Source organism: Pseudomonas sp. 3JA (assembly GCF_036961705.1).
Lineage (GTDB): Bacteria > Pseudomonadota > Gammaproteobacteria > Pseudomonadales > Pseudomonadaceae > Aquipseudomonas > Aquipseudomonas fluorescens_Q.
Genome location: NZ_JBAMDJ010000017.1, coordinates 17,890 through 43,537 on the forward strand (window position 1 = coordinate 17,890; position 25,648 = coordinate 43,537).

Consider the following 25,648-nt stretch of genomic DNA (forward strand, 5'->3'; position numbering starts at 1 on the left):
TTGGCCCTGTGGCCGTCGATTTCAGCGCTGCTTGTAGACGTCCCGAAGACGCGTGGTGGCGGCGGTGTGGCCGATGTAGTTGCGCACATCCGCATGGATCACCACTTCATCCACCATCTGTGAGACCGGCATGATCGCCCCAGCCTGTTGGTCGTAGAGGGTCTGGATCCGTGCGTAGATTTCGCGCTGGCGCTCGGGATCACGCTCGCGCTCGGCCTGCTCGATCAACTGATTGAGCTGCGGGTCGAAGAACGAGGTGCGCCAGCCCTGGAAGTTGCTCAGCTTGGCTTCGGTGCGGTTGTCCGGGTTGTACACCAGGGCACGCAGGCTCGAATGCGGGTGACGCTCCGCCCCACCACCGCCACGTCCGACGAGGATGTCGAACTGACGGTCGCGCATCGCCCCATAGATCTGGTTGCCGGTGCCGGTGATGATCGTCGCCTGGATACCGGCCTGGGCCAGCGTCGCTTGCAGGCTGGTGGCGATGTTGATGAACGGTGGATCGGTGAGCGAACGAATGGTCACTTTGAAGCCGTCGGCGTGACCGGCCGCCGCCAACAGGCGCTTGGCCTCGGCCACGTCCAGGCGATAGCCCGGATCTTCCAGGCGTGCCGGCAGCCCCAACTGCAAGGGCCGCTGATTGATCACACCGTAGTGCGGCATCACCACATCGTTGATGCCCTGGTAGTCGATCAACAGGCGAATAGCCTGGCGCACCCGGATGTCCTGGAACAACGGCTGTTGCATGCTCATCGCCACGTAGTACAACGTGCCCCGGGCGATGCTCTGGATGCGCACCTCATCGACCTTGCCCAGCGCCTTGATGTCCGTGGCCGCCATGCCCCGGGCGACGTCCAGGTCACCGCGCTCGACCATCAGCCGTAGGGCCTGGGACTCAGTCATGTTGCGCATGATCACTCGGCGCAACTTCGCCGCGCCGCGCCAATAGTCGTCATTGCGACTCATCAGGATCACGTCGTTGGCCCGCCATATATCGAGCTTGAACGCGCCGGAGCCGGCTGTGTGAGTCGCCAGCCAGGCCGCGCCCTGATCGTCGCCGACCTGATGCTGCAAGGCGACGCTGCGATCGATGATGAAGGCGCTGGGAGAAGTCGCCAGGGTGTTGAGCACCAGCATCGGGTCCGTGACGCGTGGCAGCTCCATGACAAAGGTGTGCGGCCCTTCGGCACGCATCAACTTGACGACGTTGTCGGCGGTGAAACCGTAGGCTTTCCAGGTCGAAGCCAGGGCGCGGTTGAGGGTGACCACACGCTGCAATGACCAGGCGACGTCTTGGGCAGTGAGCGGTGCGCCGGAGTGAAAACGCACGTCATCGCGCAATTGGAAGGTCAGGCGCATGCGGTCGGGGCTGACGTCCCAGGTTTTCGCCAGGGCCGGAATCAGCGTGTCCGGCTGCGCCGCATCCTGCTCCAGAAGCATGTCGTAGACGTTGGCGTTGACCTCGGCGACCTCCAGCCCCGTCGCCGCGGCAGGGTCCAGGGACAACAGGTTGATCATGCTCATGCCCACCACCAATTGGTCGGGGGGCGTTTCGCCTTGGGCCAGGCTGACGGGCACCTGCACTGCGTACAGGGCCACGGCGACACACAGCAGCCTGGTCAGGCGCTTGGGCCAGAGATTCATGGTTCAGTCCTTTCTTATATTTATAAAGACTTGTCGCCCGGGCAGCCATCGACCTCAGGCGTGGAACAGGATCAATGTCGAGACAGGGTGTTGGCTTCGATATACGCGAAGTTGATGTCCTCGCCCAACCCCGGTCGGTCGGACAGGTGCACAAAACCATCGGCGTCCATCGGGTCGACAATGCTGTTGAGGTGCGCCGGGACTTCTTCATAGTCGAGAAATGGGTGCAGCAGGCCGCGCTCGTACCAGCGGCAATTGCTGATCGCCCCGACCACCGCCAGGTTCGCCGCGCCGTTGCCGTGCACTTCGCAGTCCATGCCGAACGACTCGGCCAGGTGCGCCACCTTCAGGCACGGCCCGATGCCCCCGACCCCGGCCACACCAGCGCGCAGGATGTCACAGGATTTCTGGGTCACCCAACTGGCGCGGCTGTGGAACTTGCCGGCGATGCTTTCCGGGCCCAACACCGGGATGTCCAGGTTGGCGGCCAGCCAGGCATAGGACTCCGCCGAGTCTTCCATCATCGGCTCTTCGAACCAGGCAAAATTCAGCTTTTGCAGGGCCTTGCCGATGGTCAGCGCATCCATGCGGCTGTACCAGTGATAACCGTCGAGCATCAGCGCGATGTCCGGCCCCACCGCCTCACGCACGGCAGCGCAGGCCTGGATGTCCATTTGCGGGTTCGGCGCGAAAGAAATCGGCGGCATCCAGGTGTGCAGCTTGATGGCCTTGTAGCCGCGCTGGACCAGCTTTTCGGCGAACTGGCCGTACTCGTCCGGCGTGGACAACCCGCCCGGCAAATCGTCGCCACACATCGTCGAGCCGTAGGCCGGAACCTTATCGCGATAGCCACCAATCAACTTGTGCACCGGCAGCTTGAGTTTGCGCCCGGCCAAGTCCCACAGCGCTTGCTCCACCAGGGCCAACGCCCGATCAGTGAACTGCCCGGCACTGCCGCGCTGCCAGTGTGCAAGGTCTTGCCAGATGCTTTCACGATCCATCGGATCGCGACCGATCAGCACCTTGCGCACGAAGGATTCGATGATGTGCGGACGAATCAACTCAGGCGGGCCGAAGGCATAGCCCTCGGAGCCATCGTCGCAACCGATTCGCAGCAAAGCCATTTTGATCATGACCTCATCGCCTGGATGGGCATGGCCGGCGCTGTCCTGGGCACGGCGCGAAGGGGTGGAAAAAACGTCGACGTGAACGCCTGTGATTCTCATGGGGAGGAACACCAAATGTTGTTATTGTTTATTTGTATGTCGTCATACAACGTGTCGGATTATTCTGACGTTTCTGGTGAGCTGTCAACCCCTTAAACGCAATAAAACTTACACGCTAACGAGGCTTTTCGCGAAGAAGAGGTCATTACCATGAGCAAAACTTTAAAATGTCGTCATACCACGCAGCGTGAAGAGAGACCACTTGCCGCAGACGACGTAACGCCTTGAAGGCTGAAGACGTGGGCAGGAGATGGGCGACTGGGGGAGCGGGCTTGCTCGCGATAGCGGTGTATCAGAGGCGGTGATGTTGGATGTGCCGCCGCCATCGCGAGCAAGCTCCCACAGGGGATCTCTGGCGGACGCCGAATTTGTTGAACAGCCGCAATCAAACTGTGTGCGAGCTTGCTCGCGATGGCGGTGGCTTCAGGCGACGGTGAACCGTCAGGTCCGCGCACCAAACCGATCACGGCTATTGGTCAGGTGCAGCCACATCCCGTGTGGCGAGGGAGCTTGCTCCCGCTGGGCTGCGCAGCAGACCCAAGCCTTTGCCTGAGACACCGAGTCGTCAGGCTTCAGGGCCGCTTCGCGCCCCAGCGGGAGCAAGCTCCCTCGCCACACGGGATCGGTGTCGATTGGCAGATTCGTGCAGGCCACCATTCCACGGTGGGAGCTTGCTCGCGAATGCGGTCTGAGAGGGTGATGTTGGCTGGGCCGGCGTCTTCGCGAGCAGGCTCGCTCCCACACGGGGGACTGTGGTGGACGCAGAATTAGTGAACACCTGGGATCAAAACTGTGGGAGGCGATGGCTGCGGAAGGTGAACGCCCTGTCACAGGTTTTGTGCAGACTTTGGCCGCCTGGCTAGATTCGAGGTTTGCGCCGTCGTCTCCAGGCAATGCCCAGCGCCGCAGCCATGACCACCACCCCGACATTGCCAAACAACCAGATCGCAAAGTTGCGGCTCTGGTCTGCGTCGCTCTCGTAGAACGGTCCGAAATAACTACCAACGGCCATGAACGCCAAGTTAAATGTGCCGACCGCCAGCACAATGATCAGGAGCACGAAGAAAATTTCCTTGATGACGTTCATATGACTTTCCAGAACCAGATGTCCTTGGAATCGTGAAAGTCCGAGAACGTGCCTTCGATCGAAAAACCCATTTGTTCAAATATCTGCGGATGGCTTTTCCACAACGTGTCGAATGTAAACATCTGTCCTCTCCATGAGGTTTTTCATCCTGGACGCATAGCCTAGCAGCCCCCCTCGCCCCATGAATTCGATAAGCGCTGGCGTGAGATTGAGAGCCAGTCATTACCACCCCTTCACGGTTTCCGGCCCAGTATTCGACCCGTTTGTGATGTTTCAGCCCGACACAAGGAAGACTCTAACGCAACCTGTCGAGACGTATGGCCAAAGGACGGTTTTTCCCGTTAACCGTCCCCGCAAGTTGTTTTTCTGCCTAGACTCATCATTGTTCCGCCGTACGCTGTGTTTTGAATGAGCTCGCACGAAAATACTAAAAACAAGAGGAAAGCCCCTAATGTTCAAACCTATCTGGAAAGCGCTCGCTTGCACATTGGCCCTGAGCGCGATGAGCACGGCCATGGCGGCAGATCCGGTGGTGATCAAGTTCTCCCATGTGGTCGCCGAGCAAACACCAAAAGGCCAAGGCGCACTGTTGTTCAAGAAACTGGTGGAAGAACGGTTGCCAGGCAAAGTGAAGGTCGAGGTCTACCCCAACTCTTCGTTGTTCGGCGATGGTAAGGAGATGGAAGCCTTGCTGCTGGGCGACGTGCAGATGATTGCGCCATCGCTGGCCAAGTTCGAGCAATACACCAAGACCGTACAGCTGTTTGACTTGCCGTTCCTGTTCGATGACATCTCCGCCGTGGACCGTTTCCAGTTGAGCCCTGAAGGCCAGAAACTGCTCAAATCCATGGAAAGCAAGAACATCACCGGCCTGGCTTATTGGCACAACGGCATGAAGCAGCTGTCGGCGAACAAACCCCTGCGTGAACCCAAGGATGCTCGCGGCCTGAAGTTCCGGGTACAGGCGTCAGCGGTGCTGGAAGAACAATTCAAGGCGGTGAACGCCAATCCGCGCAAGATGAGTTTCGCCGAGGTCTATCAGGGTTTGCAGACCGGCGTAGTCAACGGTGCGGAAAATCCCTACTCGAACATCTACAGCCAGAAGTTGCATGAAGTGCAAAAGTACATCACCGAATCCAATCACGGTGTACTCGACTACATGCTGATTACCAACACCACCTTCTGGAACGGCCTGCCGCCGGATATCCGCAGCGAACTGGAAAAGATCGTCGCGCAAGTCACCACCCATGTAAACCAGGAAGCGGCGCAGCTCAACCAGCACGACAAGCAACGCATCCTCGACGCCAAGACCACCGAAATCATGACCCTCACGCCTGAAGAACGTAACGCGTGGCGCGACAAAATGAAGCCCGTATGGAGCAAGTTCGAAGGTGATATCGGCACTGACCTGATCAAAGCCGCCGAAGCCTCCAACAAGGCCCAGTGATGGATTGGCCGGTGCCGCTGTTCTGGTAGCACCGGCCAGTCGTCCCCCTACAGGAGATGTCGTCCATGAACGCCCTTCGGCGCATTTGGGAACACTTCGAGGAAGGTTTCATTGCCTTCCTTCTGGCCGCCATGACGCTGGTTACATTCGTCTACGTGGTGCTCAACAACCTCTACAGCGTGTTCTACAGCCTTGGCGACCACTGGTCAGCCGCCAGCGAGCCACTGTTCGCCGCGGGCGACAGCATCATGGCCATGGCCCAGGCGATGACCTGGAGCAGCTCGCTGACCAAGGCCCTGTTTGGCTGGCTGATCTTTTTCGGGCTGTCGTACGGCGTGCGCACAGCCGGACATATCGGCGTCGATGCGCTAGTGAAATTGGCGAGCAAACCGGTGCAGCGCTTCATCGGCGTCATCGCTTGCCTGTGCTGCCTTGGCTATGCCGGGCTGCTGGCGGTGGCGAGTTTCGAATGGATCAACACGTTGATGATTGCCCAGATCGGCGCCGAGGATCTCGGTCATTTCGGCATCATGCAGTGGCATATCGGGTTGATCGTACCGGTCGGTTTTGCCCTGGTGTTTATCCGTTTCGCGGAAATTCTCGTGCGAATCCTGCGCAATCGCCAGACCGGCCTGGGGCTGGCCGATGAAGCGGCCGAAGCCATCAAATTGACCGAACATGAGGAAGACAAGCCATGACCATTGCCTTCCTGTTCATAGCACTGTTCGTGCTGATGTTCATCGGCGTGCCCATCGCCATATCGCTGGGGTTGGCCGGCTCGTTGACCATCATTTTCTTCAGTCCCGACTCGGTGCGTTCCCTGGCGATCAAACTGTTCGAAACCTCCGAGCACTACACGCTGCTGGCGATTCCGTTCTTCCTGCTGGCCGGGGCGTTCATGACCACTGGCGGTGTGGCGCGGCGGCTGATCGACTTTGCCAACGCCTGCGTCGGGCATATCCGTGGCGGCCTGGCGATTGCGGCGGTGCTGGCTTGCATGCTGTTTGCGGCGTTGTCGGGCTCAAGCCCCGCAACAGTGGCGGCGGTCGGCTCCATTGCCATTGCCGGGATGGTGCGCTCGGGTTATCCACAGGCGTTTGGCGCAGGCATCGTCTGCAACGCCGGGACCCTGGGCATCCTGATTCCGCCCTCGATCGTGATGGTGGTGTATGCCGCGGCGACCGAAACCTCGGTGGGCAAGCTGTTCATGGCCGGTGTGATTCCCGGCTTGCTGTTGGGTTTTTTCCTGATGGTGGCGATCTACATCGTCGCGGTGAAGAAAAACCTCCCAGCCCTGCCCCGGGCGACGCTCCGTGAATGGTTGAGCACGGCACGCCAGGCCATCTGGGGCCTGCTGCTGATGTTCATCATCCTCGGCGGGATTTACTCCGGGATGTTCACCCCCACCGAAGCAGCGGCAGTGGCGGCGGTGTATTCGGCGTTTATCGCGTTGTTCGTCTACAAGGACCTCACGTTCCGTGAGACGCCGAAAGTGCTGCTGGAGTCGGCCAAGCTCAGCATCATGCTGATGTTCATCATCGCCAACGCCATGCTCTTCGCCCATGTGCTGACCACCGAGCAACTGCCGCAGCAAATCACGGCATGGGTGATCGATGCCGGGTTGACACCGATGACGTTCCTGCTGGTGGTGAACATCGTGCTGCTGATTGCCGGCGCGTTCATGGAGCCCTCGGCGATCATCCTGATCCTGGCGCCGATCCTGTTCCCCATCGCCATGAAACTGGGCATCGACCCGATCCACCTGGGCATCATCATGGTGGTGAACCTGGAGATCGGCCTGATCACACCACCGGTGGGGTTGAACCTGTTCGTCACCTCGGCGGTGACCGGCATGTCCCTGCCCGCCACCATCCGCGCGGCCATGCCGTGGTTGATGATTCTGCTGGCGTTCCTGGTGCTGATTACCTATGTGCCGTGGATCTCGCTGGTGCTACCGAACTGGTTGGGAATGAGTTAAACCCGATAAACACACTCCGTGACGGGCACGGGACAACTTGTCCGTCACAGAGGGATGGGGCCGACCTGTCGGCCCTGTGCCTTCGGACACTGAAAGGGACCTCGCAATGCTAAAACCTATGTGGAAAGCGCTCGCCTGCACCCTGGCTTTCGGGGCGTGGGGCATGGTCATGGCGGCTGAGCCGATCGTCATCAAATTCTCCCACGTCGTCGGCGAACAAACGCCCAAGGGCCAGGGCGCTTTGATGTTCAAGAAGCTCGTGGATGAACGGCTGGCGGGCAAGGTGAAGGTGGAGGTGTACCCCAACTCCACGCTGTATGGCGATGACAAGGAGTTGGAAGCCTTGCTCCTCGGGGAAGTGCAGATCATTGCGCGGTCGTTGGCCAAGTTCGATCAGTACACCAAGTCGGTACAGTTGTTCGACCTGCCCTTCCTGTTCAACGACATCGCCGCCGTGGACCGTTTTCAGCGCAGCCCCGAGGGCCAGAAGCTGCTCAAGTCCATGGAAAGCAAGAACATCACCGGCCTGGCCTATTGGCATAACGGCATGAAGCAGCTATCGGCCAACAAGCCGTTGCGCACACCCGAGGACGCCCGCGACCTGACGTTCCGGATCCAGACCTCCGCAGTGCTGGAGGAACAGTTCAAGGCGGTGGATGCCAAGGCTAAACCGATGATTTTCTCAGTGGTATACCAGGGTTTGCGCACCGGTTTGGTCAACGGCACGGAAAACACCTATTCGAACTTCTACAACCAGAAACTCAATGAAGTGCAGAAATATGTCACCGAGTCCAACCACGGCATACTCGACTACATGTTGATCACCCCCTCGGACTTCTGGAAAGGCCTGCCACCGGATATCCGCAGCGAACTGGACAAGATCGTGGTTGAGTCCACCGCCTATGCCAACCAAGAAGCGGAGCGGTTCAACCAACAGGACAAGCAGCATGTGCTGGACGCCAAGACCACCGAGATCATTACCCTCACACCAGAGCAACGTAATGCCTGGCGCGAAAAAATGAAGCCGGTGTGGACCAAGTTCGAACAGGAGATCGGGCCCGATCTGATCAAGGCGGCGCAGGCGTCCAACAAGGCCCAGTGATGTAACAAGGCGGGGGATAACTTGAAGCCCCTGGCTGAACACTTCTGTTGTGGCGAGGGAGCTTGCTCCCGCTGGGGCGTGAAGCACCCCCAAAACCTGACACCGCGGTGTGTCAGGCAAACATTTGGGGGCTGCTGCGCAGCCCAGCGGGAGCAAGCTCCCTCGCCACAGGGTTACCACAAGGCCTCCCTGTCCCCAGCAACCCGGCACATTGCGTTATGATCCCCCGCCTCTCCCTGAACAGAGCTTTTACCCGCGAATGCTGCCATCCACCTCTGATATCACCGCCCTGCCCGCCGTCCTGGTCGGCCCACTGTTGCGACGGCTGGAGCCCACGCGGCTGGTGATGTGGCTGGTGGGCACGCGAGCATTGGCGATGACGTTGCGCGTGGCCGGCGTGGGTGATCTTGCACTGGATGCGACACGCTGCACCGTGGTGCCGGTGGGACAGCGGGCGTTTGTACACTTGATCGATGTACGGCTCGCCAGCCCCCTGCCCCGGGACGTGACGATTGACTACGACTTGCTGGTGGACGGCGCGCCCATCGCCGAATGGGCGCCGCACCTGCTGTATGACGGCGCACAGTGCCCGAATTTCATACTGCATTCGCGCATCGAGCAACTGGTCCACGGCTCTTGCCGCAAACCCCATTACCCAGCCAACGACGGCCTGCTCTGCGTCGACCGGCTGTTGGCGCAAGCCCCTGAGCATCGCCCGGCATTGCTGATGATGAGCGGCGACCAGGTCTATGCCGACGACGTCGCCGGGCCCATGTTGCGGGCGATTCATGCGCTGATCGAATGCCTGGGGTTGTTCGAGGAATGCCTGGAAGGTGCCGTGGTGGAAGACAGCGCCAAGCTCTATCGGCACCCGGCCAGTTATTACCATCGTGCCGATTTGTTGCCCGCACTTGAGAGTAACGAAACCCTGCGCGAGCGATTTTTCGGCGGGGCCCGCAAGCCGATTTTCACCAGCAGCAGTGCCGACAATCACCTGGTGACCTTCGCCGAGGTCATGGCGATGTACCTGCTAGTGTGGTCGCCCGTGCCTTGGACGCTGATCACCGTGCAGCCGCCCGAACTGACCGTCGAACGGCGCCAGCGCTACGACCTGGAACAGCAGCGCATCGATGCGTTCAAGACCGGGCTGGGCGGCGTGGCGCGAGTGTTTGCGCACCTGTCGTGCCTGATGATTTTCGACGACCACGACATTACCGATGACTGGAACCTGTCTGCGCAGTGGGAGGAAACGGCCTACGGCCATCCGTTCTCCAAACGCATCATCGGCAATGCGTTGATCGCCTACATGCTCTGCCAGGGCTGGGGTAACAACCCCGATGCCTTCGCTGACGTGCTCCCGCAAACCCTGGCCCTGAGCGACACCGCCCGAGACCGTTACCTCGACAGCGAACCCCAGGACCAACTGATCGACACTCTGCTGGGTTTCCAGCAATGGCATTACGTGCTGCCGAGTACCCCGGCCCTGGTGGTGCTTGACACCCGCACCCGCCGCTGGCGCAGCGAGAACAACCTCAAGCAACCTTCCGGCCTGCTGGATTGGGAAGCCCTGAGCGAGTTGCAGCAGGAGTTGCTGGATCACCCGTCGGCGATTATCGTCTCACCGGCGCCGATCTTCGGTGTGAAGCTGATCGAGACCGTGCAGCGGGTGTTCAGTTGGTGCGGTTATCCACTGCTGGTGGATGCGGAAAACTGGATGGCCCATCGCGGCGCTGCCCAGGTGATCCTGAACATTTTCCGCCACTCACGTACGCCCGGTAATTACGTGGTGCTGTCCGGGGACGTGCACTATTGCTTCGTATACGAAGTGTTGATCCCGCACCGCAAGGGCGGCCCGCGCATCTGGCAGATCACCAGCAGCGGCATCAAGAATGAATTTCCCCCTGCGCTGCTGGAATGGTTCGATCGCCTGAACCGCTGGCTCTACTCGCCACGCTCGCCCCTGAACTGGTTCACCAAGCGCCGCAGCATGCGCATCGTCCCCCACACCCCGGAACACGCCGAAGCGGGCGAACGGTTGTGGAACAGCGCAGGTATCGGACAAGTGTTTTTCAATGAACAGGGCCAGCCCGCGCAGATCTACCAGCACAATGCCAACGGCCAACCGCCGACGCGGATGCTGCCCCCAAAATCACCACCGACCTGAAAGCGCTGGCACAGCCAGCGCCTACGCAAGCTGACAATCCGCTATCGCGAGCAAGCTCGCTCCCACAGGGAAGTGGCAGTCAGAACGCCAATTGCAGCGACTGCTGACCTTCAAGGCTCAGGAGGAACTGTTTGGCCGCCAGGCCACCAGCGAAGCCGGTAAGGCTGCCGGAGCTGCCGATGACCCGGTGGCACGGGGCGATGATCGAGATGGGGTTGCGGCCATTGGCGGCGCCGACCGCCCGGACCGCCGTGGGTTGCCCCACCTGGATGGCGATGTCGCGGTAGCTGCGGGTTTCGCCAAAGGGGATGGTCAACAGGGCTTGCCAGACCCGGATCTGGAAATCAGTGCCCGCGAAGTCCAGCTCCAGCTCGAAACGACGGCGCTGGCCAGCGAAGTATTCCAGCAACTGACGCTCGGTTTCCTTGAGGACCGGATGCTGGGTGTCCTCCTCCAAAGGCCCCAGGCGCACCCGATTGAGCCGCTCGTTTTCCCAGAGGATGGCCGCCAGCCGTGTCTGTCGGGCGACGAGGATCAGTTGGCCGACAGGGGATTGGATGGTTTTGTACAGAGGCAACATCGAGGCATTCCTTGTCAAAGCCTTTGTGGCGAGGGAGCTTGCTCCCGCTGGGTTGCGAAGCGACCCTACACGTGGCACCGCGGTGTGTCAGATTATCAGTTGGGGCTGCTTCGCAGCCCAGCGGGAGCAAGCTCCCTCGCCACAGGGATCTCACCGACCGCAATATCTTACTCAGCCCAACAACCCCAACGCCTTCGCCCGCGCCACTGCTTGGGTGCGACGCTCCACACCGAGCTTGCTGTTGATATGGCTGGCGTGGGTCTTGACCGTGTGCAGCGAGATGAACAATTGCTCGCTGATCTCTTGGTTCGAACAGCCTTGGGCAATCAGTTGCAACACCGCCCGCTCGCGACTGCTGAGGGTTTCGACCGGCGCCGCCGGGTCGGCAGGCTGGGCCACCGTCGAGGGCAGGCGTTCGAGCAGATGCTCACGCAAGGTACTGGGCGGTGCCTGCAGCAGCTGTTCGCGCAACCATTCACGGTGCTCGCCGAACAACCATTCGAAGGGCTGCAACACCCCGCCGCTGGCAGCTTCGAAAGCCTGGGCCAGGGTGCGACGGGCTTCGGCTTCACGCCCGATGCTCAGCAGCAAGGCGACTTTCTGGTTGAGCGCCATCACGCTGAGCATCTGCCGGCCACTTTGCTGACCGTGTTCAAGCAAGGCATCGAGCCGTCCTTGCGCGAGCATCGGTTGGCCCCGGATGGACTCCAGCACCGCCTGTTGCAACTCGACATGCAGCGGCAGTTGCGGGTGGAATTCCGGTGGCGCGGCGGCCCGTTCGCCCGTGTAGGTCTGGCCCAGCCGGGCCAGCCAGGCTTCGGCCAGGTCGGTGCGACCCTGGGCCAACCAGAGTTCGCACTTGACCAGGGTGATCATCGCCAGATAGTAGATCGGCGGAACGTCCCAGATGTGCATCAGGCGCTCGGCTTCCGCCAGTTCGGCGAAGGCCCGGGCGAACTCGCCGCTGTAGCCTTCGATACGGGCGATCACGCAATGGCCGATCAGCACACTGATGTCGCGGCAGGCGCGGGCTTCGGTGAGGCCCGCCTGCAGCCGCGCCAGGCCGACTTGGGGTTGCATGCGCAAGGTCAGCAAAAAACCTTCGTACATGATCAAGCGTGCCCGCACCGCATAAAGCCGCTGGGGCGACAGTTTGTGCAAACGTTGCAGGCCCTGGTGCACTTCATCCAGCGCCCGCAGGATCTCTCCCCGCGCCTGCAGGACCCGGGCACGATCGTAATGGGCCAGGGCCTCGAACAGTGGATTGCCGACCCGCTGCGCCAGCTCCAGGGAATCACGGTTCAGGTTCCGGGCGCGCCACAGGTCGCCGTCGGCAATCGCCAGGTTCGACAGTGTGGACAGGCACATCAGGCGCTGGCCGTAGCGTTTTTGCGGCAGGCTCTCCAAAGCTTCGCTGCAATACCGCACGGTGGTCTCGCGATCCCCCCGGCCACGGGCGATGATCCCGCTCAGGGCCAGCCATTGGGCGAGCATGGATTTTTGCGCAGTGGCCGAGGGGGCCGGCAGGAAACGACTCAAGTGCGCCGCCAGCTCTTCGGCAGCGTCCAACTGGCAGGCCAGCCCCAACGCCCAGCTGTAGAGCACGATCAGCCGCGGGGTGCTGATGAGCAGGCTGTCGGGCAAGTCCATTTTCCAGCGCAGCAACATGCCGACGTTCTGCTCGGCCAGCAGTTGCTCCTCCGAGAGGTTCTGCACCAGGTTCGCCGCCACGTCCAGGTGCCCGGCCCGCAGCGCCTGCTCCACGGCTTCGTCGATCAGGCCCTGGGCGTTGAACCAGCGACAGGCCCGCAGGTGCAGGGTCGCGGCCGGGACCATGGCCGGTGCGCTGGGGCGACTGCGCAGCAGGTCGGAAAACAGGTGGTGATATCGGTACCAATGGCCGTGCTCGTCCAGCGGTACCAGGAACACCTGGTGGGCCGCCAGGTAACGCAGGATTTCGGCGCTGTCATGGGCCTCGCGCACGGCGTCGCACAGTTCGCTGCAAAAGCGTTCCTGAGGGGCCGTGTCGTAGAGAAATGCCTGCACCTCGGCGGGCAGGCAGTCGATGACCTCTTCAAGCAGATAATCGCGAATCAGCCCTTCGCCGCCGTGCAAGGCCTGGGGCAGCAGGCCTTCGGTACCGGCTTCGGAGGCGGCCAGCAACCAGAAACGCAGCCCGGCCACCCAACCTTCACTGCGCTGGATAAGATTTTCCAGCGCCTCACCGCGCAACGAACTGCTGTGATGCTGGAGCAGGGTCAAGGCTTCTTCATGGGTCAGGCGCAGGTCCTGCTCATTGAGTTCGAGCAGTTGCCGCGACAGGCGCAGGCGCGCCAAATGCCAGTCCGGGCGCTGGCGGCTGGTGACAAGGACCAGCAACCCGTCGGGCAGGTGATTGAGGAAAAACTGCAGGCAGCGATCCAGCACCGGGCTTTGGGCCAGGTGGTAATCGTCGAGCACCAGCAGCAAGGGCTCGTGGGGCGATAAGTGCGTGGACAGTTCGTCCAGCAAGCCGTCGAGCCATTCTTCGAAGGCAAAGGGTTGATGACGTTGGCGCATTTTCAGCAACCCCAGCGCCCGACCGCCCAGTTGCGGGAAAAAGGCCTGGAGCCCTTCGAGCAACCGTTCAAGGAAGCGGCCTGGATCGTTGTCCCGGGCGCTGAGCCCCAGCCAGAGGCTTTGCCAATGGGCCGGCAGGCTCTGGCAGAACTCCACCGCCAGGGAGCTTTTACCGAACCCCGCCGGGGCACTGACCAACAGCAACCTGCCTCCGAGCCCTGCGCTCAAACGCTCGCACAACCGCGGCCGCATAACATGGCCGTCGGGCAAGGGCGGGCGGTAGAAACGCCCGTCCTGTACCGCGATGGCTGCGCGGGCAGAATCCGGAAGTGAAGACAAATCAGTCATGGCCGGCTCTTGTAGGAATGCGGGTGGCGGCGTTGCAGATGTCCGCAGACTAGCGGTAAACGAGGAGGTATTGAAGGGAGTGCTACAAATGGCTACAAAAAGACTACAAGCCGACCGACTTGAAAAAATTCAGGCAGCCACCGCTCTTGTGGCGAGGGAGCTTGCTCCCGCTGGGTTGCGAAGCAACCCGCAAGGCAGCGACTGCGTTGTACCTGACAGAATGAGAAGGCTGGTTTGGGGCTGCTGCGCAGCCCAGCGGGAGCAAGCTCCCTCGCCACAGGGTTTTGTGTTGACTGATCGAACAAAAAACAACGCCCCGAACCAGTCGGGGCGTAGTTTCGAGGATGCGGCCTCGGGTGCAGCGGTTTAGCGGATGCCGTCCTGACGCAGGGCGTTCGGGGTGAAATCGGCGGTGGTGGCGGTGAAGCCGAAGTCGTAGGCCGATTTCTCTTCGTTCTTCATGCCCAGCGCCAGGTAGCGGCCGGACTGCAGGTCGTAGAGGGTTTCCAAGGCGTACCACGGCACTTGCTTGTCGTAGTAGTTCTCGGCATGGGCCTCGGCCACGCGCCACAGTTGGCCACGGCCGTCGTAATGGTCGATTACCGCCGCTTGCCAGGTGTCTTCATCGATGAAGAAGTCACGCTTGGCATAGATGTGGCGCTGGCCTTCCTTCAGCGTCGCGGTCACGTGCCAGACACGACGCAGCTCGTAGCGTGCCAGGTCCTGATTGATGTGGCCGGCCTTGAGGATGTCGGCGTACTTGAGTTGCGGCGAATCGATCTTGTAGCTGTTGGAGGCGATGTACAGCTCTTTCTTGCCTTCCAGCTTCCAGTCGTAGCGATCCGGCGCGCCGTTGTACATGTCCAGGTTGTCGGAGGTACGCAGGCCGTCGGCGGCGGTGCCCGGGCCGTCGTAGGACACCTGCGGGGCACGGCGCACACGGCGCTGACCAGCGTTGTAGACCCACGCCGAACGCGGTTCTTTCACCTGGTCGAGGGTTTCGTGCACCAGCAGCACACCACCGGCCAGGCGCGCCGGCGCGGTCACTTGCTGCTTGAAGTAGAACAGGATGTTGCCAGGGTTGGCCGGATCGAAATCCTTCATCTTGTCGCGAAACACGAACTGGTCGCGGAAGTACACCAGGCTGTACGAACCGTTGGGCTGCGGGGTGGCCTGGGTGACCAGGCGCGTTACGCTGCCACCACGATAGCGGGTGATGTGGTTCCAGATGACTTCCACACCGCTCTGGGGAATCGGGAACGGCACGGCCGTCTCGAAGTTTTCCAGGCCGTTACCGCCGGAAACCAGCTTGGTGTTGACCGCGTTCTTCTTGATGGAGGCGAACACCGCGTCCGGCACGGTGGCACCGCGGTGGGTCGGGTAGACCGGCATCTTGAAGGTTTCCGGGTAACGCTTGAACATCGCGTACTGACCCGGCGCGAGCTTGTCCTTGTACTGGTCGACGTTCTGCGCGGTGATGGTGAACAGCGGTTTTTCACTGGCGTATGGGTCGGCGAGGAAGCCCTTGCTGTCCACGGAACCGGCATTCTTGGCCATGGGTTTCCAGGCCGAGATCGAGCCGTCGGCATTGCCGGCCATCTCGGCGCCCATCGGCGTCAGGCTCTTGCCCAGTTTATCGGCCTCAGCCGCAGGCACTGCCGCCATGACGCTGGCGGCCAGCAGGGAGAGCCCCAGAACACCGGCCTGCAACAGATTCTTTGTTATTTTCATAGTGTGTCGTCCTGAAATACGGTGCTTAGAAGGTCACGCCGACGCTGAGCGCCAGGAAGTCGCGATCGTCTACGGTGCTGAAGTCGCCACCAAAGAAGTTGGTGTAGGCCAGGCTGGCGTTGTAGGTGTTCTGGTACTCGGCATCGAGTCCGAGGCTGACGGCTTTGCGGCCTTCCTCGAAGTTGCCGCCAGGGCCTGGCGAGTAGCCTTTGACGTCATGGGACCAGGCCACGTTGGGCTTGAGGTTCACGCCAGCGAACACGTCCGGGTATTCCCAGATGGCGCGAGCGCGGTAGCCCCAGGAGGTGGAGGTGGTGAAGCCGTCGTTGTTGCAGTTGCTGTTCACGTCGTTGATGGTCTGGCCGCCGCCTGTGGCGGTAGAGCTGTTGAGCGCGTTACAGGCTCCGCTGGGCAGTTGACCCGGACCAAAGACAGGGTCACGACCGTAGCGAACATCCGACTTGCTTTCCAAGCCTCCAACATGAGTCACGCCGACTTCACCTACCAGTGTGAGGCGACTGGCGCCCATGACCTGATCCAAGAAGTGAGTGAAGGTGGTCTGGAACTGAGTGACTTCCTTGCGGCGATAACCATGCAGATCCTGGCCTGGCACTCCCTGGAGCAGCGAAGCATTGCCCAACACAGGACCACCGATCGGGCGAACGCCGGCGAACAAGATATCGGTGGTGCTCAACTGCACCGGCGCGTTCGGCCGATAGCTGATCTCACCGCTCCACGCCGTACCGGTTGGCAGGGTGGTGGAGAAACTCAAGCCGTAGAGACGGATATCTTCCGGATATTCGACGAAATATTGGGAATTACCCGCGACGATCAGTGGCGCCAGCGGCGAGCCAGTGACCGCGTCGTAGACTGACTGAGGCGCGCCGGTGGCGCTGAAGATCGGCGCACGGCTGTGGTAGTTCATGAAGTACGCACCGAACTCGGTGTCCAGCGGCTCGAACATGTACTTCAACGACGCGCCCCACTGGCCGCTGTCGCGAGCATCACGGTCCGGGCCACGCCGTACCAGCACGCCTTCTTCGTTGATATCGACACCCTGGCCTTCCAATATCGGAAGAAGGACCCCCGGGAACGGAATGCTTGAACGCTTGTTCAACACCCGCAGGTTATCGGTACACCCATCGGCAATCACATCCGGCTGGGAGAAGAACGTACCGCAGTTATCCACCACGGTCTGGTCCCATTCAATCTGGTAGAACGCCTCGGCCGACAGGTTGTCGGTCAGGCTCTGGGACACGTAGAACATGTTGACCGGGATCAGGCCTTCCTTGATCTCGGCGCCAGGACGACGGAACGCGGACACGTCGACCGGGTTGATGGAGTTGATGCCGCCCTGGATGAACGTGCTTTCACCCCAACTGACCACCTGCTTGCCCAGGCGCACGGAGCCTGGCTGATCGGCAATGGCATAGTTGTGGTAGACGAACGCATCGAGGATCTGCCCGCCGGAGGACTTGGCGCCTTCCTTGCGGTTGCTGTCGCTGATGTCCTTGTACAGGCGGTGTTCGTCCTTGAGTTCGAAGTCGTACCAGTACTTGCCGCGCACGAACACACCGGTATCGCCGTACTTCAGTTCCAGGTCATGGATGCCCTTGAAGATCTTCGAGAAGGTTTCCCCTCGCTTGAAATTCAAGTGGCCGTCATCGGAGGTCTGCGACAAACCCTTGCCGCCATTGTTGACACCGATCAGGTCCTTGTTGGCGTTGGCCGTGGACCAGCTCGCGCCGACCGACAGGGACGAGTCGAACTGGCCTTCGATTTCACCGATGTTGAAACTGACGCCGAATGCTGGCCCGGCGAGCGAAGAGGCGAGACTGACCGCCAGAGGCAGTTTTGCCCGGCGCCAGAACGTGGTTGCTGAGGTCATCGACGCTACTCCATGTGCATTATTGTTATGGCAGTGGACATTTCAAGAACACCTCGATGGCTGGGAGCGGCAGCGTCCCGACATCCATCAAGGTCGCATCGCCCTTTCGTGCGTGCGCCCCGTTCCTGAGAATCCGTGAGCGGACTATAGCCAGCAGGTAGTACGGCTTGATCCCTCTAAAGTGTGATTTGCAGCCCTCAACCACTCTGGGACAGTCCTTTCGCCAGGCCGACAGGTGTCGGCACGGCAAGGATGGCTGAAATTTACGGTTTGACAAGTCAAGCGCTTGCTTGGTGGGGCTGCCGTGCCCTTTCGGGCACGGCAAAAAAGGCCTAAAGCGTGGAGAGGAAGGTGCTGTTGTTGCTCTGCCATTCGGTGATGTCGACGCGGATGCGCTTTTTGTCGAGCTTGCCGACGCTGGTCTTGGGAATTTCCGTAACAAGGGCGATCTGGCTCGGGATCGCCCACTTGCTCAAGTGCCCCAACTCGACGAACGGCTTGAGGTGCTCCTTGAGTTCGCGAGCCCCGATCTCATGCCCTTCTCGAACCACCAGCAAGGCAAACGGCCGCTCACCCCACTGCGGATCGGGGATGCCGACCACTGCTACTTCGCGTACCGCCACGTGACGGCTGATGAGGTCTTCCAGGTCCAGGGAGGAGATCCATTCGCCACCAGTCTTGATCACGTCCTTGATGCGATCACGGATGTCGATGAAGCCCATGTTGTCCAGCGTGGCGACGTCGCCGGTGTGCAGCCAGCCGCCGGCCCAGAGCTCGGCGCCCTTCTGCGGCTCGTTGAAATAGCCCTCGGTGAGCCACGGCGCGCGCAGTACCAATTCGCCCTGGGTCTCGCCGTCGGCCGGCAGGAAGCGCCCCTCGGTGTCGACGATCGCCGCTTCCACCAGCGGGCCTGGCACGCCGGCCTTGATCCGGTAGGTGGTGCGCTCGTCTTCGCTGCCGGCCATCAGTTCCTCGTTGAGGTGGGCGCAAGACACCAGCGGGCCGGTTTCCGACATGCCATAGGCGGCAGTGAGCTGAATGCCCCGCGCCTTGGCCGCTTCGTACAGGCTGCGATTCAGGGCGCTGCCGCCGATGACGATCTTCCAGCCGCCGAAATCGGTGTCCTGGGCGCCCTTGGCATTGAGGACCATTTGCAGGATGGTTGGCACGCAATGGGAAAAGGTGACCTTTTCCTTGCGCCACAGCTGAACCAGGAATTCGGGGTCGTAGCGCCCCGGGTAGACCTGCTTGAGCCCGAGCATGGTCGCCACGTAGGGCAGGCCCCAGGCATGGACATGGAACATCGGCGTGATCGGCATGTACACGTCGTTGGTGCCCAGCAGCCGCACGCTGTCGATGGCCCCCATGATGGTCGCCACGCCCATGGTATGCAGCACCAGTTGCCGATGGGTGAAGTACACGCCCTTGGGGTTGCCCGTGGTGCCGGTGGTGTAGAACGTGGTGGCGACGGAGTTTTCGTCGAAATCCTGAAAGTCGTAGGTGGGCGCCGCGGCGGCCAGCAATTGCTCGTACTCACCCACCAGGTTCGGCAGCTCGGCGGTTTTTTCCGGCAGGTCGGTCAGCAGCAGGGTCTTGTCCACCGTGGTCAGGTGCCCGGCTATCGCCTGGTACAAGCCGACGAACTCGCTGTTGACCAGCACGAAGCGGTCCTCGGCGTGGTTCATGGTGTAGACGATCTGCTCCGGTGACAGGCGCACGTTGATGGTGTGGATCACCGCGCCGATCATCGGGATCGCGAACATGCATTCCAGATAACGATGGCTGTCCCAGTCCATCACCGCCACGGTATCGCCAGCCTTGACCCCCGCCTCGGTCAATACGTTGGCCAGGCGCGCGACCCGTTCGATCAGCGTCGGATAGCTGTAGCGCAACTGGTCGCGGTAGATGATCTCGCGGGTTTTCTCGTAACGCGTACCGGACATCAGCAGCCGCTTGATCAGCAGCGGGTATTGATAGGCGCCTTCGGCTGGGGGAATAACGCGAGTCTGCAACATAAGAGTCCCTTTTCTGACTGCACGGTCTTGGCTGGAAGCAAGCACTCTAGAGCGCTTGTACACAGATCAAATCAGCCAAAGGAATGATTTGATCCGCGCGCAAATACTAGCCTTGAGCCATCTTGCCCCCCAGGTTTTCGCAAGCATGGCGCAACCAAACCTTGTCTCATCGGGATCCAACAGCGAGCACAGGTATCACGCTTGTTACAAAAACCTGCGGGGAAATGCCCTGGCAGGTCTCCAGCATGCCACCACTTTTTGACAGAAAATGTCGATCGTGGCCCCTTCCATCCGCGTGGAAGCGATCAAAGGACAGCGCGCAACGGTCAATGCGCTTCGGTAAACGCCAGCTTCACCCCAATGGCGACGAGCACCGCGCCCATGGTCCGGTCGAACCAGTGGCCCATGCGCGCAAAACCGGCGCGCACCCGTTGCTGGCTGAACAGCAGCGCCACCAGGCAGAACCAGGCGGCCGTCGCCACCGCCAGGTACACACCGTAACCGGCCTGGACGGCCAACGGCGTGTGTGGGTTGATCACCACGGTGAACAGCGACAGGAAAAACAGCGTCGCCTTGGGGTTCAGGCCATTGGTGACGAAGCCCGAGGTGAACGCGCCGCGAGGAGTACGTTCACCGGCCTCCTTGTGCAGGTTGTCCTCGGTGGACTTGGCCGGTTGCGCCCGCAGTGCCTTGAAGCCGATGTACAGCAGGTACGCAGCGGCGGCCCATTTCAGCGCGTTGAACAGCACGATCGATTGCGACACGATCAGGCCGATACCCAACAGCGAATACCCGACATGCAGGAAAATCGCCGTGCCGACGCCCAGCGCCGTCCAGGTCCCGGCACGCCGGCCATGGGTTACGCTTTCGCGCACCACCACGGCAAAATCCGGCCCGGGGCTGGCAACGGCCAGCAGGTGGATCAGGGCGACGGTGAGGAATTCGGTGAGGTACATGGTGGAGCTCCTTGCGACAATCTTTTGTTGGATAAAATCCCGTGGCGAGGGAGCTTGCTCCCGCTCGACTGCATAGCAGTCGCATGCCGTGTACTGGGGCCTGCTTCGCAGGCCAGCGGGAGCAAGCTCCCTCGCCACGGATACACACCGCCACAGCCGCATTTCATCTGGTAGGCTCGCCACATTACGCCTTCGATTCTTGAGATAAAAGGTACAGCTGATGACGAACACCGCCCGCGCAGTCTTCCTCGACCACCCTTCCCTGGACCTTGGCGACCTGGACCTGGCCCCGCTGCGCAACTGCTTCAGCGACCTGCAACTGTTCGCCCGGACCACGCCGGAGCAAGTCATCGAGCGGCTCAAGGGCGCCACCGTGGCGATCACCAACAAAATCGTGATCGATGCACAGGCCATGGCGGCCAGCCCCGAACTGAAGCTGATCCTGATCAGCGCCACCGGCACCAACAATGTCGACCTGGCCGCCGCCCGCAGCCATGGGATCACGGTGTGCAATTGCCAGGGTTACGGCACACCGTCGGTGGCCCAGCACACCATCATGCTGTTGCTGAACCTGGCGACGCGCCTGGCCGATTATCAAAAAGCGGTGGGTGAAGGTCGCTGGCAACAGGCTTCGCAGTTCTGCCTGCTGGACTATCCGATTGTCGAGCTGGCAGGCAAGACCCTGGGTTTGCTGGGCCATGGTGAATTGGGCAGCGCCGTCGGGCGGCTGGCCGAAGCCTTTGGCATGCGTGTGCTGCTGGGGCAGCTCCCCGGGCGCCCGACCCGACCCGACCGCTTGCCGCTGGAGCAGTTGTTGCCGCAAGTCGATGCCTTGACCCTGCACTGCCCGCTCAACGAGCACACGCGGAACTTCATCGGCGCTCGCGAACTGGCGCAGCTCAAGCCCGGCGCATTCGTGGTCAACACCGCCCGTGGCGGCCTGATCGACGAACAGGCCCTGGCCGAAGCCCTGCGCAACGGTCACTTGGGGGGCGCCGCCACCGACGTGCTCAGCGTGGAGCCGCCGGCCCAAGGCAACCCGCTGCTGGCCGGCGATATTCCACGCCTGATCGTCACACCGCACAACGCCTGGGGCAGCCGCGAGGCGCGGCAACGGATCGTCGGGCAAATGAGTGAAAACGCCCAGGGCTTTTTCAGCGGTACAGCGCGGCGTGTCGTCAGTTGATAAACTGCCGCACTTTTTTTTACCCGCTTTATCAAGGAGCAGACCATGGATCCGCGCAGTGAAGTACTGCTTCGTCAGGCCGAGTTATTCCAGGGTTCGGTGTTGTTGGCCGGCCTGCCCGCCGACGATCTGCTCGGCCGTTTGCCAGAGGCCCATGGCTGGTGCTGGCATGCCGGCGATCAGGCGGCGCTGGACGCTCGCTTTCCCGAGCGCAGCCACTTTGGCGTGACCGTGCCCGAGCGTGGGTTCGACACGGCCGTGGTGTTCCTGCCCAAGGCCAAGGACCTGACCGACTACCTCCTCAATGCCGTGGCGGCGCGCCTGGCCGGTCGCGAGGTGTACCTGGTGGGGGAAAAACGCAGCGGCATCGAAGGCGCGTCCAAGCAGCTCAACCCGTTCGGCAAGCCGCGCAAACTCGACAGTGCGCGGCATTGCCAACTGTGGCAAGTCACCGTCGCCAACGCGCCCGAGGCCAAGCCCCTGGAAAGCCTGGCCCAGACCTACGAATTGCCCCTAGCCGAAGGCCCGCTGAAGGTCATCAGCTTGCCGGGGGTGTTCAGCCACGGTCGCCTGGATCGCGGCAGTGCGCTGTTGTTGGAACACCTGGATAAACTGCCCAGCGGGCACTTGCTGGACTTCGGCTGCGGTGCCGGGGTGCTGGGGGCGGCGGTCAAGCGGCGCTACCCGCACAACACCGTCACCCTGTTGGACGTGGACGCATTCGCCGCCGCCAGCAGTCGCCTGACCCTGGCTGCCAACGGTCTGGAAGCCGAGGTGCTGACTGGTGATGGGATCGACGCCGCGCCGATGGGTTTGAGCGCGATTTTGAGCAACCCGCCATTCCATGTCGGCGTGCATACCGACTACCACGCCACGGAAAACCTGCTGCGAAAAGCGGCAAAACATCTGAAAAATGGTGGCGAACTGCGTTTGGTGGCGAACAGTTTCCTCAAGTACCAACCGCTGATCGAAGAGCATCTGGGCGTGTGTGCGATCAAGGCCGAGGGCCAGGGTTTTCGCATCTACCGGGCCAAGCGCGGCTGAAACCTTTTTTAAAAAACAGCACTTGCCCAATCGGATTTGCCTAGGCAGAATCCGCTCCGTCCTAGGGGAGTAGTCTCCCGCGAGCGCCATGCTCGCCCGGCATACGTCAACATACTTGGTCAGCAGACCATGGCGTATGCGGCCCAAGCGTCCACGCAGATGGTCGCTGGGTTTGACAAGACCTATGACACGCACACCTTACCCGGGGCGGGAAGGCTGTACGTGTCATAGCCGTGTCGACCCGCCCCTTTAGGAATTCCTGATGCTGGACTCACTCCTCGTACCTACCGCTATCGTTGCGCTGGCCGAAATTGGCGACAAGACGCAATTGCTCGCACTTATCCTGGCCGCTCGCTTTCGCAAACCCTGGCCGATCATCGCCGGCATCATTGCCGCAACACTCGCCAACCATGCAGCCGCCGGGGCAGTAGGGGCCTGGGTCAGCGGATTTTTCTCCGATGCGGTGCTGCACTGGATACTGGCGGCAAGCTTCACGGCCACGGCGCTGTGGACCCTGGTCCCGGACAAACTGGACGATGAGGAAGCGAACACGGCCCGCAAGTTCGGGCCATTCCTGACCACGCTGATTGCGTTCTTCCTGGCGGAAATCGGCGACAAGACGCAAATCGCCACGGTGATGCTCGCCGCGCAATACCCGGAGTTGTGGTTGGTCATCATCGGCACCACCGTGGGCATGTTGATTGCCAACGTGCCGGTGGTCCTGGCGGGCAATTTCGCCGCCGAGAAGCTGCCCCTGGCCCTGATCCGCCGCCTGGCCGCCTCGGCATTTTTCGTCCTGGCGATCGTGGCGGTGTACAAGGCGATGCAGAGCAGCGGGTGGGTTTGATCAGGTTGATGCAGGTTCTTGTGGCGAGGGAGCTTGCTCCCGCTGGGTTGCGAAGCAGCCCTAAGCTTTTGCGGCCGCTACGCGACCGAGCGGGAGCAAGCTCCCTCGCCACAAAAAACAGCTTTTACCGCATGACGATGCTTATTTCTTGGCCTGCTGATAAAGCGGCATCACCTTCGGAATCGCCGCCTGCAATGAAGCGATACGGCTGCTCGACGACGGGTGGGTGCTCATGAACTCCGGTGGCGCGCCTTCCGAGGCCTTGGCCATCTTGTTCCACAAGGTGATCGCCGCGTTCGGGTCGTAGCCGGCGCGGGCGGCCAGTTCGAGGCCGATCAGGTCGGCTTCGTTCTCGTTGCCACGGCTGTTGGGCAAGGTCATGCCATAGTTGGCGACGGTGTCGGCCAACGCCAGGCTGTCCTGGCCCAGGCCGAACAAGGCACCAGCGCCCTGCTTGGCCATCTCGATGCCATAGGCCTTGGACATCGCTTCGCGCCCGTGCTCGCGCAGGGCGTGGGCGATTTCGTGGCCCATGATCGCGGCGATTTCAGCGTCGGTCAGCTTCAACTGGTCGATCAGGCCGGTGTAGAACATGATCTTACCGCCAGGGCCGCAATTGGCGTTGAGTTCATCGCTCTTGATCAGGTTCACTTCCCAGTTCCACTGGGCCGAATCCGGGCGGAACATCGGCGCCTGGGCAATCAAGCGATCGGCAATGACCTGGATGCGCTTGGCATCGTTACTGGTCTTGTCCAGCGCGCCCTGGGCGCTCGCCTCACCCATCGTCTTTTGATAGGACTGGGCATACATCTGGTTGACCTGATCGGTCGACAGCATGCTGAACATGTACTGCTTGCGTTCCACACCCACGGCTCCGCCGCTGGTGGTATTGACCGACTGGCAACCGGTGAGCAGCAGCGCCGCGCTCAGAGCACTCACCATCAATGTCTTGTTCATGTAAAAAAGCTCCCTGGAAACGTGGGCGTATCCTAGGCCTTGATCTGTATCGGCGCCAGATACATAACGAAGGATTACAGGTTTTTCGGACAGACCCACGCAGTCCATTTGCGACACCTACGCAGCTAAAACAGTCACCCGACGAACAGCGCCTCATGCCGCGCCACAGAAACGCCGATAACGGCCCCAGACGTCATTTCCGCGTCCGGAGCCTTTATGAAATTCAGATCGATCCAGTTTTCCGTGGCCGCCCTGGCCGGTGCCATCGTGCTCAGCGTGGTGGGCGCCCTCGTGCTGTACGCGTTGTTTGTCGGCGCGCGCACCCAAGACATGGTGCAACAGCGGACCAAGGCCCAGTTCGAACAGCTCATCGAACAACGTCTCACCGCCCTGGCCCGCACCCAGGCGAGCCTGATCCAGCGGGAACTGGAAGCCCCGCTGCTGCTCGCCCGCGGCCTGGCCACCAGCAACGCCTTGATGGGCATGAACGGCACGGACGGCAACCCGCAATTGAAGGTGCCCCGCGAGCAAATGATCAGCCTGTTGCGCGAAACCGTGGTGCGCAACCCGAAGATCCTCGGTGCCTACATCGCCTGGGAACCGAACGCCATCGACCACGACGACGCCAACTATGTGAACAGCCAGGTGGTGGGCATGGAAACCAACGGGCGTTTCCTGCCGTGGTGGTTCCGTAACCAGGACGGCTCCCTGGGCCTGGAAAAACTCGCCGACGTGACCGACCAGAAACTACTTTCCACCGGCATCCGCGCCAGTGAGTACTACCTGTGCTCCCAGGACAGCAAGAAAGCCTGCGTGATCGACCCGGCGCCCTATCGCGTTGGCAGCACGATGACCATGCTCGCCTCGTTCATCGAACCGATCATGATCG

At 61.3% G+C, this 25,648-nt stretch carries 19 protein-coding genes and 1 riboswitch; of the genes, 8 read left to right on the top strand and 11 right to left on the bottom strand.

The features are described from left to right. Positions 1-21 precede the first annotated feature (21 nt). The 4 genes from V7773_RS15060 to V7773_RS15075 all read right to left on the bottom strand — a co-directional run bounded on the left by V7773_RS15060 (position 22) and on the right by V7773_RS15075 (position 4,079). A complete protein-coding gene (locus tag V7773_RS15060; protein ID WP_336074029.1) occupies positions 22-1,644 on the bottom strand; it encodes an ABC transporter substrate-binding protein in 1,623 nt (540 codons plus the stop codon). A gap of 71 nt (positions 1,645-1,715) precedes the next feature. Beyond that, positions 1,716-2,870, bottom strand: a complete 1,155-nt coding sequence (locus tag V7773_RS15065) for a mandelate racemase family protein (RefSeq protein WP_170867330.1) — start codon at positions 2,868-2,870, stop codon at positions 1,716-1,718. Between the two features lie 859 nt (positions 2,871-3,729). After that, on the bottom strand, positions 3,730-3,957 hold the full coding sequence (locus tag V7773_RS15070) for a hypothetical protein (RefSeq protein WP_336074030.1): 228 nt from the start codon (positions 3,955-3,957) through the stop codon (positions 3,730-3,732). Beyond that, positions 3,954-4,079: a hypothetical protein gene (locus V7773_RS15075; protein WP_336074031.1), complete on the bottom strand. Its 126-nt coding sequence runs from the start codon at positions 4,077-4,079 to the stop codon at positions 3,954-3,956. The genes V7773_RS15070 and V7773_RS15075 overlap by 4 nt, the downstream gene beginning before the upstream one ends. Before the next feature lie 329 nt (positions 4,080-4,408). On the opposite strand from V7773_RS15075, the gene V7773_RS15080 reads away from it, so the two are divergent. The 5 genes from V7773_RS15080 (at position 4,409) to V7773_RS15100 (ending at position 10,648) form a co-directional block, all read left to right on the top strand. After that, on the top strand, positions 4,409-5,404 hold the full coding sequence (locus tag V7773_RS15080) for a TRAP transporter substrate-binding protein (protein WP_053185742.1): 996 nt from the start codon (positions 4,409-4,411) through the stop codon (positions 5,402-5,404). 65 nt (positions 5,405-5,469) lie between these two features. Next, complete coding sequence (locus V7773_RS15085) at positions 5,470-6,102, top strand: TRAP transporter small permease (protein ID WP_336074032.1); 633 nt, start codon at positions 5,470-5,472, stop codon at positions 6,100-6,102. Then, positions 6,099-7,382 (top strand): C4-dicarboxylate TRAP transporter large permease protein DctM, encoded by a 1,284-nt coding sequence (gene dctM / locus V7773_RS15090; RefSeq protein WP_336074034.1) that lies wholly within the window; start codon positions 6,099-6,101, stop codon positions 7,380-7,382. Before V7773_RS15085 ends, dctM begins: the two co-directional genes overlap by 4 nt. 106 nt (positions 7,383-7,488) lie before the next feature. Then, positions 7,489-8,484, top strand: coding sequence for a TRAP transporter substrate-binding protein (locus tag V7773_RS15095; RefSeq protein WP_336074035.1), 996 nt, complete (start codon positions 7,489-7,491; stop codon positions 8,482-8,484). Between the two features lie 259 nt (positions 8,485-8,743). Then, positions 8,744-10,648 (top strand): alkaline phosphatase D family protein, encoded by a 1,905-nt coding sequence (locus tag V7773_RS15100; protein ID WP_336074036.1) that lies wholly within the window; start codon positions 8,744-8,746, stop codon positions 10,646-10,648. A 79-nt stretch (positions 10,649-10,727) separates the two neighbouring features. Here the strand turns inward: V7773_RS15100 and V7773_RS15105 are convergent, their stop codons facing one another. The 6 genes from V7773_RS15105 to V7773_RS15130 form a co-directional block, all read right to left on the bottom strand. Next, positions 10,728-11,228 (bottom strand): methylated-DNA--[protein]-cysteine S-methyltransferase, encoded by a 501-nt coding sequence (locus V7773_RS15105; RefSeq protein ID WP_336074037.1) that lies wholly within the window; start codon positions 11,226-11,228, stop codon positions 10,728-10,730. Positions 11,229-11,399: 171 nt separating this feature from the next. Continuing rightward, positions 11,400-14,135 (bottom strand): LuxR C-terminal-related transcriptional regulator, encoded by a 2,736-nt coding sequence (locus V7773_RS15110; RefSeq protein WP_336074038.1) that lies wholly within the window; start codon positions 14,133-14,135, stop codon positions 11,400-11,402. Between the two features lie 366 nt (positions 14,136-14,501). After that, the gene (locus V7773_RS15115; protein WP_063322895.1) at positions 14,502-15,866 is read right to left on the bottom strand and encodes a DUF1329 domain-containing protein; all 1,365 of its coding nucleotides are present in this window, start codon (positions 15,864-15,866) and stop codon (positions 14,502-14,504) included. Between the two features lie 25 nt (positions 15,867-15,891). Beyond that, complete coding sequence (locus V7773_RS15120) at positions 15,892-17,754, bottom strand: DUF1302 domain-containing protein (protein WP_072346956.1); 1,863 nt, start codon at positions 17,752-17,754, stop codon at positions 15,892-15,894. 332 nt (positions 17,755-18,086) lie between these two features. Beyond that, positions 18,087-19,769: a fatty acid--CoA ligase gene (locus tag V7773_RS15125; protein WP_063322897.1), complete on the bottom strand. Its 1,683-nt coding sequence runs from the start codon at positions 19,767-19,769 to the stop codon at positions 18,087-18,089. Between the two features lie 326 nt (positions 19,770-20,095). Further along, positions 20,096-20,725, bottom strand: a complete 630-nt coding sequence (locus V7773_RS15130; RefSeq protein WP_336074039.1) for a LysE family translocator — start codon at positions 20,723-20,725, stop codon at positions 20,096-20,098. Between the two features lie 220 nt (positions 20,726-20,945). Here V7773_RS15130 and V7773_RS15135 point away from each other — a divergent pair, with 220 nt between their 5' ends. The 3 genes from V7773_RS15135 (at position 20,946) to V7773_RS15145 (ending at position 23,802) form a co-directional block, all read left to right on the top strand. After that, complete coding sequence (locus V7773_RS15135; protein ID WP_336074040.1) at positions 20,946-21,911, top strand: 2-hydroxyacid dehydrogenase; 966 nt, start codon at positions 20,946-20,948, stop codon at positions 21,909-21,911. A 45-nt stretch (positions 21,912-21,956) separates the two neighbouring features. Then, positions 21,957-22,955 (top strand): class I SAM-dependent methyltransferase, encoded by a 999-nt coding sequence (locus V7773_RS15140; RefSeq protein ID WP_336074041.1) that lies wholly within the window; start codon positions 21,957-21,959, stop codon positions 22,953-22,955. A gap of 51 nt (positions 22,956-23,006) precedes the next feature. Further along, positions 23,007-23,129, top strand: a riboswitch (yybP-ykoY riboswitch). A gap of 88 nt (positions 23,130-23,217) precedes the next feature. After that, positions 23,218-23,802: a TMEM165/GDT1 family protein gene (locus tag V7773_RS15145; protein WP_063322901.1), complete on the top strand. Its 585-nt coding sequence runs from the start codon at positions 23,218-23,220 to the stop codon at positions 23,800-23,802. A gap of 141 nt (positions 23,803-23,943) precedes the next feature. Here V7773_RS15145 and V7773_RS15150 read toward each other — a convergent pair whose 3' ends face one another. After that, the gene (locus V7773_RS15150; RefSeq protein WP_063322902.1) at positions 23,944-24,759 is read right to left on the bottom strand and encodes a M48 family metallopeptidase; all 816 of its coding nucleotides are present in this window, start codon (positions 24,757-24,759) and stop codon (positions 23,944-23,946) included. Positions 24,760-25,648: the final 889 nt, after the last annotated feature.

Excerpts from the sequence above, each read along its gene's own strand:
- V7773_RS15060 (WP_336074029.1), bottom strand. The coding sequence starts at position 1,644 with ATGAATCTCTGGCCCAAGCGCCTGACCAGGCTGCTGTGTGTCGCCGTG.
- V7773_RS15065 (WP_170867330.1), bottom strand. The coding sequence starts at position 2,870 with ATGAGAATCACAGGCGTTCACGTCGACGTTTTTTCCACCCCTTCGCGC.
- V7773_RS15070 (WP_336074030.1), bottom strand. The coding sequence starts at position 3,957 with ATGAACGTCATCAAGGAAATTTTCTTCGTGCTCCTGATCATTGTGCTG.
- V7773_RS15075 (WP_336074031.1), bottom strand. The coding sequence starts at position 4,079 with ATGTTTACATTCGACACGTTGTGGAAAAGCCATCCGCAGATATTTGAA.
- V7773_RS15080 (WP_053185742.1), top strand. The coding sequence starts at position 4,409 with ATGTTCAAACCTATCTGGAAAGCGCTCGCTTGCACATTGGCCCTGAGC.
- V7773_RS15085 (WP_336074032.1), top strand. The coding sequence starts at position 5,470 with ATGAACGCCCTTCGGCGCATTTGGGAACACTTCGAGGAAGGTTTCATT.
- dctM (WP_336074034.1), top strand. The coding sequence starts at position 6,099 with ATGACCATTGCCTTCCTGTTCATAGCACTGTTCGTGCTGATGTTCATC.
- V7773_RS15095 (WP_336074035.1), top strand. The coding sequence starts at position 7,489 with ATGCTAAAACCTATGTGGAAAGCGCTCGCCTGCACCCTGGCTTTCGGG.
- V7773_RS15100 (WP_336074036.1), top strand. The coding sequence starts at position 8,744 with ATGCTGCCATCCACCTCTGATATCACCGCCCTGCCCGCCGTCCTGGTC.
- V7773_RS15105 (WP_336074037.1), bottom strand. The coding sequence starts at position 11,228 with ATGTTGCCTCTGTACAAAACCATCCAATCCCCTGTCGGCCAACTGATC.
- V7773_RS15110 (WP_336074038.1), bottom strand. The coding sequence starts at position 14,135 with ATGACTGATTTGTCTTCACTTCCGGATTCTGCCCGCGCAGCCATCGCG.
- V7773_RS15115 (WP_063322895.1), bottom strand. The coding sequence starts at position 15,866 with ATGAAAATAACAAAGAATCTGTTGCAGGCCGGTGTTCTGGGGCTCTCC.
- V7773_RS15120 (WP_072346956.1), bottom strand. The coding sequence starts at position 17,754 with ATGACCTCAGCAACCACGTTCTGGCGCCGGGCAAAACTGCCTCTGGCG.
- V7773_RS15125 (WP_063322897.1), bottom strand. The coding sequence starts at position 19,769 with ATGTTGCAGACTCGCGTTATTCCCCCAGCCGAAGGCGCCTATCAATAC.
- V7773_RS15130 (WP_336074039.1), bottom strand. The coding sequence starts at position 20,725 with ATGTACCTCACCGAATTCCTCACCGTCGCCCTGATCCACCTGCTGGCC.
- V7773_RS15135 (WP_336074040.1), top strand. The coding sequence starts at position 20,946 with ATGACGAACACCGCCCGCGCAGTCTTCCTCGACCACCCTTCCCTGGAC.
- V7773_RS15140 (WP_336074041.1), top strand. The coding sequence starts at position 21,957 with ATGGATCCGCGCAGTGAAGTACTGCTTCGTCAGGCCGAGTTATTCCAG.
- V7773_RS15145 (WP_063322901.1), top strand. The coding sequence starts at position 23,218 with ATGCTGGACTCACTCCTCGTACCTACCGCTATCGTTGCGCTGGCCGAA.
- V7773_RS15150 (WP_063322902.1), bottom strand. The coding sequence starts at position 24,759 with ATGAACAAGACATTGATGGTGAGTGCTCTGAGCGCGGCGCTGCTGCTC.